Source organism: Bordetella tumulicola (assembly GCF_054779135.1).
Genome location: NZ_BAAGYU010000014.1, coordinates 58,769 through 71,577 on the forward strand (window position 1 = coordinate 58,769; position 12,809 = coordinate 71,577).

The window sequence follows — 12,809 nt, forward strand, 5'->3', positions numbered from 1 at the left end:
ATGGTTACAGATATGGAAAACACACAGCAACCCAGTGATACCTATGTACAGTCGTTCGCACGTGGGCTGTCTGTTATCCGGGCTTTTGGCCCGCAACGCCCGCAGATGACGTTGTCGGAGGTCGCGACCGTTTGCGAGTTGACCCGCGCGGGCGCGCGGCGCATTTTGTTGACCCTGGAGCATCTGGGTTATGTGACGGTCGAGGGCCGCCAGTTTTCCTTGACGCCGCGAATCCTGGAGTTGGGCTATGCGTACCTGTCGGCCACGCCGTTGTGGGATTTGGTGTTGCCCTATATGGAGACGGTGGCCGAAGCCACGCGGGAGTCGTGTTCGGTCTCCGTACTGGATGGCACGGATATCGTGTACATCCTGCGTCTGTCCACGCATAAGGTCATGAGCATCAATCTGTCGGTCGGCAGTCGTCTGCCTGCGTGGGTGACATCTATGGGGCGGGTGTTGCTGGCGGGCTTGCCGGCCGACGAACAAGATCGCGTGTTGGCGGCCAGTGATATCCGCAAGCTGACCCCACACACGGTGACGGACATGCCTGATCTGAAACGCCTGTTGGCCCAGGTACGCGCCGATGGATATGCCTGCGTGGTGCAAGAACTGGAGCTCGGGTTGCAGTCGCTGGCGGTGCCCATCATCGATCGAACCGGGCGAGTGATCGGGGCGATGAACGTCAGCGGACACGCGAGTCGCTATTCGCGCGAGGCGATGCTGCAAGCCTTCTTGCCGCCATTGCGCGACGCGGCCGAGCACATCAACCAAGCACTGCGGCGCCGCTAAAGAGCGGCGCGCAGGTGCAGGCGTGACGTAGTGACGCATTTAGATTGGTGCCACGCCCAGCGTGGTGCCGCCGCACACATACAGCATCTGTCCCGTCACAAAACCATTGTCCGGCGACAAGAAAAACATCGCGGCACGCGCGACATCTTCGGGCGTACCCAAGCGCTTGACCACAATGCTGTTAATGATGCGCTGCGTTTGCGGTGCGCCATCGGGGTTGCTATTGCGAAACAGGTCGGTGGCAATAGGGCCGGGGCCGATGGCATTGACCGTGATGCCATCGCCGCCCAGTTCCATGGCCAGCGTGCGGGTCAGGCCCACTAGTCCGGCTTTGGTGGCTGAGTAGACCACGCGATCGGGCTTGCCCAGTGCGGCGCGGGAAGACATATTGACGATGCGGCCAAAGCCCGCTTCGCGCATCGCCGGCAACACGGCTTGCACCAGGATCATCGTGGTGCGCAAATGCAGGGCGACGACATAGTCCAGGTCGGCCAGTGTGGCGGTATCGGCTGTGCCCGGACGGGTGGCACCCGCGTTGTTAACCAGGCCGATAATGGTGTGATCGCGCGTGGCTTGCGCCGCGGCGGCCACTGTTTGCGCCTCGTTAGTCAAATCCGCCTGGATTGACACGAGCCCTTCGGGCGCATTGTCGGGCAGGCGATAGTCGATGTTGACCACGCGATGCCCCGCCTCGAGCAGGGCGCGCACAATCGCGGCGCCGATGCCGGCGCTACCGCCCGTCACGAGATAAGCGTTGGGTTTCATAATGAATACCTCGGGTCGCAGGTTAGTGGGTCAGGATGCCCCAAGCCAGCACGGCGCAGATGTGGATGATGCCCACCCAGACCATCATGATGACGGTGTAGCTCATGACATCACGCAGCTTCAATTTCGATAGTGCCAGTGCCGGCAGTATCCAGAACGGCTGGACCAAGTCGTTCCATGCGTTGCCCAGCATGACGGACATCGAGGTCTGGCTGATCGAGCTGCCAATTTCTTTGGCTGCATCAATCATGAAGGGTCCTTGGATCACCCAGTGCCCGCCACCCGAGGGCGCGAAGAAGTTGATAAAGAACGAACTGATCAGGCCCCAGAAAGGCAGCGTGCCCGGTGTGGCCACATCGACAAAGACGTGCGAGATGGTATTCACAAGGCCGGAGCCCGCCATGATGGCCATGATGCCGGCGTAGAACGGGTATTGCAGAATGATGCCGGAGATGGTCTTGATGCCGTCATTCAGTTTGGCCACGTAGGCTGCGGGGGTGCGCAGCAGCAGGATGCCCAGAAACAGAATGAAGAAATTGATCAGGTTCAGATCCAGCGTGCCGCCGTCGACGAAGTGAAACGCAACATAGGCCATGCCCAGCAGGCCGATCAACAGGCTCAGAATGCGGCTGTTATTCAGCTTTGATGCAATGGTGTTTTGTTCCATCAGATCGCCACTGACCGGGGCTTCGGTCGATTTGTCGATATCGGGATCGACCTCGGTGACTTTGTCACCCGCGCGCGGGTGTAGCCAGGCGTTGAGCAGCGGCAGGGTGATGATGATGACCAAGCTGGTGATCAGCATGGGCACTGAAAAGATCGTTTCCGACAACGGTATCGTGCCCATCACGTCGGCCATGGGGTGCCCGGGGGTAGCGATCAGCACTGGGATGCTGGCCGACAGGCCCAGACCGTACATGGTAAAGCCGCTATAGGCAGCGGCAATGATCAGCGGGTAGTGCACGCCTTTGACTTTGAGCGCCAGTTTTTTGGCGACGATGCCACCAATGACCAGGCCGAAACCCCAGTTCAGATAACTGCCGACACCGCCCACCAGCGTGGCTACGATGATGGCCGTGCGAGGTTGATGTACGTGGCTGACGATACGGTCGAGCAGGCGGTCAGTCAATGGCGCCGTGGCCAGCACGTAGCCCATCGCCAGAATCACGGCCATCTGGGTCGTAAAGGCCAGCAAGCTCCAAAAGCCCTTGCCCCATTCTCTGGTGATCTCGCCCAGTCCTTGTCCCTCGATGCCCATTGCCATCAGCACCGTTAATAGTGTTAGTGCAATGGCGAACACGAATGGGTCGGGCAGATACTTACGCATCAGCTCCGTAAAGAACGACGTTAACTTATTCATGAAGTCTCCAACTTGCTTTGCAATACATGTAAAAGGGGGGATTGATGAGGAGCGCAGGCGTTGGAGCGCGGCGCCTTACTCGAATGAGATCAATCGGCAAGACGGCAACGCCTTCGTCAGGTTTGCCATTTATTGAGCCAAGCGACTAATTCGCCCAGGGCCGCGCTCTTTTCGGCCAAGACCTGCTCGCGGTGCTCTGGGGGCCAGGTATAGAAGCCTTGTCCGCTCTTCGCGCCTAATTGACCGGTGGCGACTTTTTCACTCAGCAATGCCGAGGGCGTCGTGCGGTTTTCCAGGTCGGCGTAGAGATAGGTCGCAATAGCGTGGTGTACGTCGATGCCGTTCATATCGCGTTGTTCTAGCGGCCCGGACAAGGCGAGGCGGATGCCCAGGCTCCACTTCACGACTTCGTCGATGTCTTCGGCGCTGGCAATACCTTGTTCCAATAACGAGATGGCTTCGCGCGCCAGGGCGTGCTGGATGCGGTTGGCAATAAAGCCTGGAATATCGCGATTGACCAGCACGGGTCGCTTGCCCACCAATCGCAAGGCGGCCATGACGCGTTCAACCGTGGCGGCAGAGGTGTCGTCATTGCGCACGACCTCCACGAGCGGAATGACGTCGGCGGGCGTAAAAAAATGCGTGCCCACAAAACGATCGCGTCGGATTACGGACTGGGCGATCGCATTGATGGATAAACCCGAGGTGTTGGTCGCGAAAATCGTCTTCGGCCGGCACAGGGTATCGAGGCGGGCAAAGGTTTCTCGCTTGAGTTCCAGCTTTTCGGGAATGGCCTCGATGACCAAATCGCAGGACGAGGCGGCCTCGAGGCCGGGATCCATGCGAATGCGGCGCCGCGTGTCGGCGAGGGTATCAGGGGCATATCCCCCCAGTTGCCGATCGATGACACTGCTGGCGCGCTCTAGCGCGCCGGGCATCGGGTCGATCAAGACGACCTCGATATTTTTTGCTGCAAATAGGGCGGCAATGCCGCTACCCATGGCGCCCGCGCCGATGACGGCCAAGCTCTGGATAGGAAAATCCATGTTGAAAGGCTCCGAGAGGCCGCGCTCGGTGATGGGCGCGTCGAAGCACGTCTCATCCTAGTACCGTCCGGGTGCGTGCCAGGAATTATTTGTTCTAAATACGAACATTTGTGCGTATCTAGAATTTATAAAAGGGATAGTACTAAGAAATTTGGGCGTACGCCAATGGCTCCGCGCCGTGATAGCGGTCAATGTTTAGCGTGGAGGCAGGATCAAGATGCGGATAGGGCGTGGTGTTCCATCAGCTAGAATTCGAACTTATTCTCATTTACGGTAGCGGATCCACTTGCTGTTCACAGTGCCATCCGACGCGGTTTCCCCCAATAGCGAGTGCTGCCCGCGTCCGTAATCCCCAAATCACTGTTAGCTGGAACGACGTTGAGATTCGCCTTGTCTATGAAATTGTCGATGCTGTCTTTGTGCGGCCTATTGGGATCGACCTACTCTCTCGCGCAGATACCCGCACCCGGGCAAATGCCGGGCATGCAACGCGTCGGCGAGACGATCGCTGATCATCCGTCGCAGTGGTATCGATTCGAACGGCATCAGATCGACTCGGCGGACGGCAAACGTCGCTATCGCATTGAAATTTCGATTCCGCGCGCACCCGCGCCGGCCGACGGCTACTCCGTGCTGTACATGCTGGACGGCAATGCCGCGATGGCGACGCTCAAAGACGAGGATCTGGCCGCATTGTCGCGGAGCAATCCGCCGGTGCTGGTCGCGATCGGCTATGACGTACCGACGCGCAATGATGTGGTGTCTCGCGCATTCGATTACACCCTTCCCATCTACCAAAACGGGCAACGCGTGCCCGCTCAGGACGGGCGAGGGCGGGAAGAGGGTGGGGCCGATATTTTTTTAGACTACATCACGTCGACCGTCAAGCCGCTGGTGCAGTCGCGCGCCAAGGTGAATCCCGGCAAGGCGTACTTGTGGGGGCACTCCTATGGCGGCCTGTTTACGCTGCACACTCTGTTTACGCAACCGGATGCCTTCGCCCGCTATATCGTGGGAGACCCCTCCGCTTGGTGGAATGACGGCATGCTCGTCAAGGAGTGGCAGGCTTTTGCCGTGGACAAGGTGGCGGGCAAGCGCATTGCCATTCTCGTGGGCACCAAGCCACGAGATCCCAATCGACCGATGCCACCGGGCCGCAGCGCGTCATTGAATCAGGCTCGGACGGCGAATCCACGCGCTATCCTTGGCGAGATGGCAGCAGCGTTGCGTCAGGCCGGTGGCGACGCCACGTACGAGTCCTTCCCGCAATACGGGCATGGCGAGATGATTCGGATGTCACTCGAGCGTGCGTTGGAAATCGCCGTTCAGCCATAAGTGTGCAACCTGCAGATCAGGTGCTTCAGATTGCGAAGCCTGATCTGCCGCGTCACCCTTAACCCGAGTTCCTCAATCCCGCCGCGATGCCGTTAATGGTCAGGTGAATGGCGCTGCGCACACGTTTGTCGGGCTCGGTGGTGCCGTCTTGCTGGGCGGCCCGATAGCGGCGAATAAGATCGATCTGTAGATAATTCAGCGGATCGATATAAGCGAAGCGTTCGCGCAGCGAGGCTTGTAGCACCGGATTGTCGGCCAGCAGTTCTCGTTGCGTCAGCAGGCGAAGCATGGCGACCGTGCGGCCATGCTCGGCGCTGATCTGGCTGAAAATACGGTCGCGCAGTGCGCGGGCGGGCAGCAGTTGCGCGTAGCGCGCCGCGATGGCTAGATCCGATTTTGCAAGCACCATTTCCATGTTGGACAGCAGCGTACGAAACGCCGGCCATTCACGCGCCATCTCTCGTAATTGCGCCAAACGGGCGCGCCGCGCGCGAGGGGTGCCTGTCGCGCCCGTCTCGAGATAGGATTCAATGGCCGAGCCCACGCCGTACCAGCCTGTCAGCATCAGCCGGCATTGCGCCCATGAGAATCCCCACGGAATCGCGCGCAGCTCGCCAATGTCCTGGCCTTGTTTGCGCGATGCCGGACGCGAGCCGATATTGAGCCCCGCAATTTCCGTAATGGGTGTCGTCGCAAAGAAGTACTCCGCAAAACCTGGTGTGTCGTAGACCAGTCCGCGGTAACTGCGCTGCGCAGTGTCCGACATGAAGGACATCACAGGGCCGTAGTGAGCCATGTGCGCGTCTTCGGCACTGGTGGCCGCCGCCCGAGGTGTCAAACTGGACTCGAGGGTCGCTGCGACGAGCAATTCCAAATGCCAACGGCCAACCTCGGCATCCTTGTATTTGCTCTGAATGACCTCGCCCTGCTCAGTCAGGCGCAATTGTCCGGCCACGGTGCCAGGGGGTTGCGCGAGGATGGCTTCAAAACTGGAGCCTCCGCCACGTCCGACCGAACCGCCGCGTCCATGAAACAAACGCAATCGCACGCCGCGTGCACTGAACACATCGACCAATGCGCGTTCGGCCTGATAGAGCGCCCAGTTCGACGTCAGGAAACCGCCGTCTTTGTTGCTGTCCGAATATCCCAGCATGACTTCCTGGGTATCGTTTTGCGCGTGTTTCACGCGCTCACGCACCTCAGGCAGATCCAGCCAGGCCGCCATGATTTCCGAGCCGCGCTCCAAATCGGGGATCGTTTCAAACAGTGGCACTACCATGAGTCCATCCTGAGGCTCAATGGCTTGGCCCGCGACAGTCGTCAACCCGCTTTCCTTTTGCAGCACCAGGACTTCGAGCAAATCGCTCAAGGTTTCGGTGTGTGACACAATCGTCTGTTGCACGGATCTCTTGCCGTAGCGGGCGCGGCCCGCAGCCGCCGCACGCAATACCGCCAATTCGCGCGTCGTTTCATCGCTATACGTAATCCAGGGCGATGCTAGCGGTCTGGCCTGCGCCAGTTCTGACCGCAACAAGGCGACACGTGCTTCTTCGTCGAGCTGACTATAGTCCACCGGCTTGCCGTTCAAGAGCGTGCCGGCCCGCGTGAACAACTCGGTCAGCACGCGCTCATGAACATCCGAGCTTTGTCGCAAGTCGAGGGTGGCCAAGTGAAAACCGAAGACTTCAACGGCCTGCTGCAGCCCGCTCAAGTGCAGCCTGGCGATGGGAGCGCCATGGTTTGCCGAGAGCGACGCGGCGACCACGGCCAGGTCCTCTGCCAGTTCGTGTGGCGACGTATAGGCGGGCGCCGGATGCGTGACACGGCGGGCCAGATCCCGGCCGGTCAGTTGTTGTGCGGTCGCCGCCAGACGTGCATACACGCCGACTAGCGCACGGCGATAGGGCTCATCGCGTCGATGGGCGGAATCGTCACCGCCCGCATCAGCCAGGGCCTGTAGTGGGGAGTCGGCATCGATCAACAGCGTCGTGATCGAGAGCTCCGCGCCTAGCGCATGGATCTCTTGCAGATAGTGCTCGAACAGGACCGTGGCCTGGCGCAGCAAGGCGAGCTCCAGCGTGTCGGCATCGACATTCGGATTACCATCGCGGTCTCCGCCTATCCAACTGCCCATGCGCAGAAATGGCGAGAGCGGCGCTGGCGGCGCGGCAAAGGGCTTGACGGGCGCCCGCGTCAAGAGACGCGACAGATCCGAATACACGCGCGGGATGACATTCAGAAACGTGCTGCGGTAGTACGACAGCGCGTTCTCGATTTCGTCGGCGACGGTCAGACGCGTATAGCGCAGCATGCGCGTTTGCCACAGCGTGGCGATACGGCCGAGCAGCGTCAGGTCCAGGTCGGCGATCTCTTGCACCGTCAAAGGCCCCTCGCGTTGCTGCAATACCGTTGCGATTTCACGGTGCACATCCAACGTGCTCTTGCGCTGGACCTCTGTCGGGTGCGCCGTGAGCACAGGCATGACGCAGGCCTCATCCAGCAACCGACGGATGCGGGCGCGTCCAACCCCCTGAGCTTCGAGCAACGCAATGGCTTCGCGCAGACTGCCACGCGTCGGCGTGTCATCGGTCAGGGCATGTGCGCGCTGGGCGCGATTCTGATCGCGGTCTTCGGCGATATTCGACAGATGCAGAAAATAACTAAACGCCCGCGCGACCGAGTTCGGGTCATTACCGCGCAATCGTTTGACGCGTTGCTCCAACAATTTGCCGTCGGCCTTATTTCCCTCACGCCGAAAACGTACCGCCGTACGACGCAGCGTTTCGATCGTATCGAACACCCGCTCACCCTCACAGGCCTGAATCACGTCGCCTAATAATCGTCCCAGCAGCCGGATATCGTGACGCAAGGGTTCGGCAGTATCAGACTGCGGGCGGATGGCTTTCATAGGCGTAGGGATCCGTCGATCTAGAGGGTGGGCAGGAAACTAGGGCAATCGCTAAAAACAACCGGGCGGGTAACGCGAGTTATTTTACGCACGCATACGGGCAAATACCCCTGAAATAAAAATGGGATATTTGCGGTTGGTGTCGTGCCTGTTATTTCGTGGGCCTGCAGGCGGTGCGACGCTGTGTAGTCTGCGACCTTGAGGTACAGTTTCTCCAGGGCGTTTTGCCCGGAAATGAGTTTGAAAGCGGTTATGCAAAATCATCAACGACGCGCGTTAGTCCTGTTCTCTGGCGGCCAAGACTCCACCACCTGCCTGGCCTGGGCGCTAAGCCGTTACGCGCACGTCGAGACGGTGGCGTTCGACTATGGACAACGTCATCGCATCGAACTGGATGCGCGCCTGAATGTCTTGCGCGAACTGCGAGCTCAATTCCCCGATTGGGCCCAGCGACTGGGCGAAGATCACTTGTTGGATTTGAAGGTGCTGGGACAAGTCGGCGACACCGCCATGACCAGCGATCGCGCCATCGAAATGCAAGAAAACGGCTTGCCCAACACCTTCGTGCCGGGCCGCAATCTGCTTTTCCTGACCCTGGCCGCGGCCCTGGGCTATCGCCGTCAACTGGACGTAATGGTGGGCGGCATGTGCGAAACCGATTTTTCGGGCTACCCAGACTGTCGGGATGACACCATCAAAGCACAGCAAGTCACGTTGAGCCTGGGCCTGGGGTCCCGCGTCACCATCGAAACCCCCTTGATGTGGCTAGACAAAGCCGACACATGGGAATTAGCCAATCAACTGGGCGGCCAGCCGCTAGTCGACATCGTGATCGACCACAGCCACACCTGCTATTTAGGCGAGCGCGGCACGCGTCACGACTGGGGCCACGGCTGCGGTACTTGCCCCGCGTGCGACCTGCGCAAAGCAGGCTGGCACCGCTGGATGTCCGCTTAAGCGCCTGCGCATTCTTGCGTTCGCTTGGCTGGGCTGTCCAGTGGCGGCGCCGGCCTTATCGCCTCGGCTCGGCCCAACCAGGGGCCTCGGTCTCGCTGCGCGAGACTTCCCGAGCCTCAAATCGGCCGACGCCGCCACTGGACAGCCCAGCCAAGCGAACGCAAGAAAATCACGTCTTGCGATTATTCGAACAGCTTCGGCGCTGGTTGCGACACCGAAGTGACTCGGCCTTGCTCGCCAGGAGGCGCCGTGTGATCCCCATCGGCTAGCGCGCGTTGCATGAGTACAGTGTCGCGCCATTGCCCGAATTTATAACCGACTGAGCGCAGGGTGCCGGCGGGATGAAAGCCCTGGCGGGCGTGCAGGGCTAGCGAGGCGGCGTTGGCGCTGTCCCCGACGACGGCCAGCATTTGTCGCCAGCCACCCGCGGTGCAGCGTTCAATCAAGGTGGCCAGCAAGCGACCGCCGATGCCTTGGCCCACGATGCCCGGTTTGACGTAGACAGAGTCTTCGACCGTGTAGCGATAGGCGGGGCGGGGGCGATATGGCGTGACGTAAGCGTAGCCAACGATTTCACCGTCTCGTTCTGCGACCAAATAGGGCAAGCGATGCGTCAACACGGCCTCGCGGCGGGCGCGCATGTCCTCCAGCGTGGGCGGATCTAGCTCGAATGATCCCGTGCCATGTTGGACGTGGTGGGCGTAAATCGCCTGAATGGCAGGCATGTCGGCAGGGGTGCTGTCACGGACGATCAGGGTAGGGGTGGATTCAGGCAAGGGCATGTCGGGTCTCGACAACGTTTACACCATTAGTCGGCGATTAATTGAATGCGCGGATGCTGCGCGATGATTTCCAGCACGATCTCAAAATAGGTGGCGCCCGAGCCGTTTTCTAGTTCGACCAGGCGTTGACTGATTTGCGCGACGTTGAATGCTTTGGGTTTCTGCAGCTTGTTTGCATAGAATTGTCTCGTTGCCTCGACACCCAGTGCATTACGGCTCTTTTCCATGTTCTTCCAGATGAGCCTCACCGGCTGATCGGCCTCGGCGGCACCGTAGGAGCCGTACAGCATGTCGTTCAGCGCATCGAGATTCGGGGCGAGTTTCCAGTCTTCACCAGCCATGAACACGTGGTTGATCTCGTCGTAGAACGAAGGAATGTCGGTGATTTTATCGCCCTCGAGGGTGAGCGTTTTCATCCATTACTCCGAGAAACCTCGGCATTCATGCCGGGGAGGAAAGGGGCGCAACCATAAGGCTGCAGGATTGGTCTTATTTGAATTGATGATTGGATAGAAATCCAGTAATTTGATTTGGCGCGGATAGTATCTTGGGCATGCAAACCAAACGTGCCGCCGGGCTGGCGGTGTTAGTGGGAATCCCTTTCCCTTTAGGGAAGGGAGCAGTCAAGAGGTGGCCCTGCCGAGGGTGTCAAGGCGACAACGCGACCTGGCTCAGATCCGTGGTCGGCGGTAGCGCCTATGCGGCTCGAGGGCTGGGGCGCCATGCAGGGCTTGTGCGATCCGGCGTATTATTTAGGACTTTGCGAACTTCACCCGCCCGAGACAGATCATGCCGCAATATCGTTCCCGTACCTCCACCCACGGCCGCAACATGGCCGGTGCTCGCGCCCTCTGGCGTGCTACCGGTATGAAGGACGGCGATTTTGAGAAACCGATTATCGCGGTGGTGAACTCGTTCACGCAGTTCGTGCCGGGTCACGTGCATCTGCGTGATTTGGGCGCGCTGGTCGCCAAGGAAATCGAGGCCGCGGGTGGTGTGGCCAAGGAATTCAACACCATCGCTGTGGATGACGGCATTGCGATGGGTCACGGCGGCATGTTGTATTCCCTGCCGTCGCGCGAACTGATTGCGGATTCGGTCGAGTACATGGTCAATGCCCATTGCGCCGACGCGATGGTGTGTATCTCGAACTGCGACAAGATCACTCCGGGCATGCTGATGGCCGCGATGCGCCTGAATATCCCCGTCGTGTTCGTGTCCGGCGGTCCCATGGAGGCCGGCAAAATCACGTCGCCCACGGATGGAAAAGTGCTGGCCAAGATCGACTTGATCGACGCCATGATCAAGGCTGCCGACCCCAACGTCACCGATGCCGAAGCCGAGCAATTCGAGCGCAGTGCCTGTCCGACCTGCGGATCGTGCTCGGGTATGTTTACCGCCAACTCCATGAATTGCCTGACGGAGGCCATTGGCCTGGCGTTGCCGGGCAACGGTACGATCATGGCCACGCATGCCTGGCGCAAGGGTCTGTTCGAGCAGGCGGGTCATCTGATTGTGGAATTGTGCCGCCGCTATTACGAACAAGACGACGCGTCGGTGTTGCCGCGTAACATCGCCACCAAGAGCGCGTTCCAGAACGCCATGACGCTGGATGTCGCCATGGGTGGCTCCACCAATACCGTGCTGCACCTGTTGGCCGCGGCGCAAGAGGCCGAAGTCGATTTCAAGATGGAAGATATCGACCGCATCTCGCGCAATGTCCCCTGCCTGTGCAAGGTCGCACCCGCGACGGACAAATATCACATCGAAGACGTGCACCGCGCGGGCGGCATCCTGGCGATTCTGGGTGAATTGGCGCGCGCCGATCTGTTGGACCTGAGCTGCGGCAACGTGCACAGCGGCACGCTGGGCCAGGCGATTGAACAATGGGATATCAACGGTGGCGCGGGCGCAGCCGCGCAGAAACTCTTTCGCGCGGCGCCCGGCGGGATTCCCACCACGCAGGCCTTCAGCCAGGACGCGACGTATCTCACCCTGGATCTCGATCGCCAGAACGGTTGCATTCGCAGCAAAACCCACGCCTATTCCCAAGACGGCGGCCTGGCCGTCCTGTATGGCAACCTTGCCACCAAGGGCTGCATCGTGAAGACCGCCGGCGTCGACGAATCCCAATGGGTATTCACCGGACGAGCCCGCGTTTTCGAAAGCCAGGATGACGCCGTCGAAAGTATCCTGGGCGATCAAGTCGTGGCGGGCGACATCGTGGTGATTCGCTACGAAGGCCCCAAGGGCGGCCCCGGCATGCAGGAAATGCTGTATCCCACGTCCTACCTGAAATCCAAGGGCCTGGGCAAAACCTGCGCCTTATTTACCGACGGCCGCTTCTCGGGCGGTTCTTCCGGATTGGTCATCGGTCACGCATCACCCGAAGCCGCCGAAGGCGGCACCGTGGGCCTGATCGAAGACGGCGACATCATCGAAATCGACATCCCCAATCGCAAAATCCACCTGTCCGTCACTGATGACGAACTCGCCAACCGCCGCAACGCCATGGATGCCCGTGGCGACAAGGCCTGGCAACCCGTCAATCGCCAACGCGTCGTCTCACAGGCTCTGCAAGCCTATGCTGCCTTGGCGACGTCTGCCGATCGCGGCGCAGTCCGAGACGTTTCGCAATTGAAGCGGTGATTTTTCTTGCTGGCGGGGTGGTTCTTAAGGCGTCCTTCCGGGCTGCCATGGGCCACGCGGGCCTAATCAGCTCGGCTCGGGCGCATGCGGGCGCCCTCGGTCCCCTGCGGGGACTGCCCGATCTTCAAAAGGCCCCCGTGGCCCATGGCAGCCCGGAAGGACTTGCATTGTGAACATGCCCAGCAGCTGTCGGCCGATCAACGCTTTCAAGTGCTTTT

The 12,809-nt window shown here is 60.0% G+C and carries 10 protein-coding genes; 4 read left to right on the top strand and 6 right to left on the bottom strand.

The window, feature by feature from the left end:
* The first annotated feature begins 12 nt into the window (after positions 1-12).
* Positions 13-789: an IclR family transcriptional regulator gene (locus tag ACYVDM_RS25425; protein WP_415793002.1), complete on the top strand. Its 777-nt coding sequence runs from the start codon at positions 13-15 to the stop codon at positions 787-789.
* 39 nt (positions 790-828) lie between these two features.
* Here ACYVDM_RS25425 and ACYVDM_RS25430 read toward each other — a convergent pair whose 3' ends face one another.
* The 3 genes from ACYVDM_RS25430 to ACYVDM_RS25440 all read right to left on the bottom strand — a co-directional run bounded on the left by ACYVDM_RS25430 (position 829) and on the right by ACYVDM_RS25440 (position 3,960).
* Complete coding sequence (locus tag ACYVDM_RS25430) at positions 829-1,554, bottom strand: SDR family NAD(P)-dependent oxidoreductase (protein ID WP_415793001.1); 726 nt, start codon at positions 1,552-1,554, stop codon at positions 829-831.
* 22 nt (positions 1,555-1,576) lie between these two features.
* Positions 1,577-2,914, bottom strand: a complete 1,338-nt coding sequence (locus ACYVDM_RS25435; protein WP_415793000.1) for a short-chain fatty acid transporter — start codon at positions 2,912-2,914, stop codon at positions 1,577-1,579.
* Between the two features lie 116 nt (positions 2,915-3,030).
* On the bottom strand, positions 3,031-3,960 hold the full coding sequence (locus ACYVDM_RS25440; protein WP_415792998.1) for a 3-hydroxyacyl-CoA dehydrogenase family protein: 930 nt from the start codon (positions 3,958-3,960) through the stop codon (positions 3,031-3,033).
* A gap of 396 nt (positions 3,961-4,356) precedes the next feature.
* Between ACYVDM_RS25440 and ACYVDM_RS25445 the strand changes: the two genes are divergently transcribed.
* A complete protein-coding gene (locus tag ACYVDM_RS25445; protein WP_460475492.1) occupies positions 4,357-5,295 on the top strand; it encodes an alpha/beta hydrolase in 939 nt (312 codons plus the stop codon).
* 58 nt (positions 5,296-5,353) lie between these two features.
* Here the strand turns inward: ACYVDM_RS25445 and ppc are convergent, their stop codons facing one another.
* Complete coding sequence (ppc, locus tag ACYVDM_RS25450; RefSeq protein ID WP_415792996.1) at positions 5,354-8,203, bottom strand: phosphoenolpyruvate carboxylase; 2,850 nt, start codon at positions 8,201-8,203, stop codon at positions 5,354-5,356.
* Between the two features lie 252 nt (positions 8,204-8,455).
* On the opposite strand from ppc, the gene queC reads away from it, so the two are divergent.
* Positions 8,456-9,160: a 7-cyano-7-deazaguanine synthase QueC gene (queC, locus tag ACYVDM_RS25455; protein ID WP_415792995.1), complete on the top strand. Its 705-nt coding sequence runs from the start codon at positions 8,456-8,458 to the stop codon at positions 9,158-9,160.
* Positions 9,161-9,342: 182 nt separating this feature from the next.
* Here queC and ACYVDM_RS25460 read toward each other — a convergent pair whose 3' ends face one another.
* Both ACYVDM_RS25460 and ACYVDM_RS25465 read right to left on the bottom strand, forming a co-directional pair.
* A complete protein-coding gene (locus ACYVDM_RS25460; protein WP_415792741.1) occupies positions 9,343-9,942 on the bottom strand; it encodes a GNAT family N-acetyltransferase in 600 nt (199 codons plus the stop codon).
* Between the two features lie 26 nt (positions 9,943-9,968).
* Positions 9,969-10,358: a barstar family protein gene (locus ACYVDM_RS25465; RefSeq protein ID WP_415792742.1), complete on the bottom strand. Its 390-nt coding sequence runs from the start codon at positions 10,356-10,358 to the stop codon at positions 9,969-9,971.
* 373 nt (positions 10,359-10,731) lie between these two features.
* Between ACYVDM_RS25465 and ilvD the strand changes: the two genes are divergently transcribed.
* Positions 10,732-12,591, top strand: coding sequence for a dihydroxy-acid dehydratase (gene ilvD, locus ACYVDM_RS25470; protein ID WP_415792743.1), 1,860 nt, complete (start codon positions 10,732-10,734; stop codon positions 12,589-12,591).
* Positions 12,592-12,809: the final 218 nt, after the last annotated feature.

Coding starts and splice junctions, on each gene's coding strand:
- ACYVDM_RS25425 (WP_415793002.1), top strand. CDS start 13: ATGGAAAACACACAGCAACCCAGTGATACCTATGTACAGTCGTTCGCA.
- ACYVDM_RS25430 (WP_415793001.1), bottom strand. CDS start 1,554: ATGAAACCCAACGCTTATCTCGTGACGGGCGGTAGCGCCGGCATCGGC.
- ACYVDM_RS25435 (WP_415793000.1), bottom strand. CDS start 2,914: ATGAATAAGTTAACGTCGTTCTTTACGGAGCTGATGCGTAAGTATCTG.
- ACYVDM_RS25440 (WP_415792998.1), bottom strand. CDS start 3,960: ATGGATTTTCCTATCCAGAGCTTGGCCGTCATCGGCGCGGGCGCCATG.
- ACYVDM_RS25445 (WP_460475492.1), top strand. CDS start 4,357: ATGAAATTGTCGATGCTGTCTTTGTGCGGCCTATTGGGATCGACCTAC.
- ppc (WP_415792996.1), bottom strand. CDS start 8,203: ATGAAAGCCATCCGCCCGCAGTCTGATACTGCCGAACCCTTGCGTCAC.
- queC (WP_415792995.1), top strand. CDS start 8,456: ATGCAAAATCATCAACGACGCGCGTTAGTCCTGTTCTCTGGCGGCCAA.
- ACYVDM_RS25460 (WP_415792741.1), bottom strand. CDS start 9,942: ATGCCCTTGCCTGAATCCACCCCTACCCTGATCGTCCGTGACAGCACC.
- ACYVDM_RS25465 (WP_415792742.1), bottom strand. CDS start 10,358: ATGAAAACGCTCACCCTCGAGGGCGATAAAATCACCGACATTCCTTCG.
- ilvD (WP_415792743.1), top strand. CDS start 10,732: ATGCCGCAATATCGTTCCCGTACCTCCACCCACGGCCGCAACATGGCC.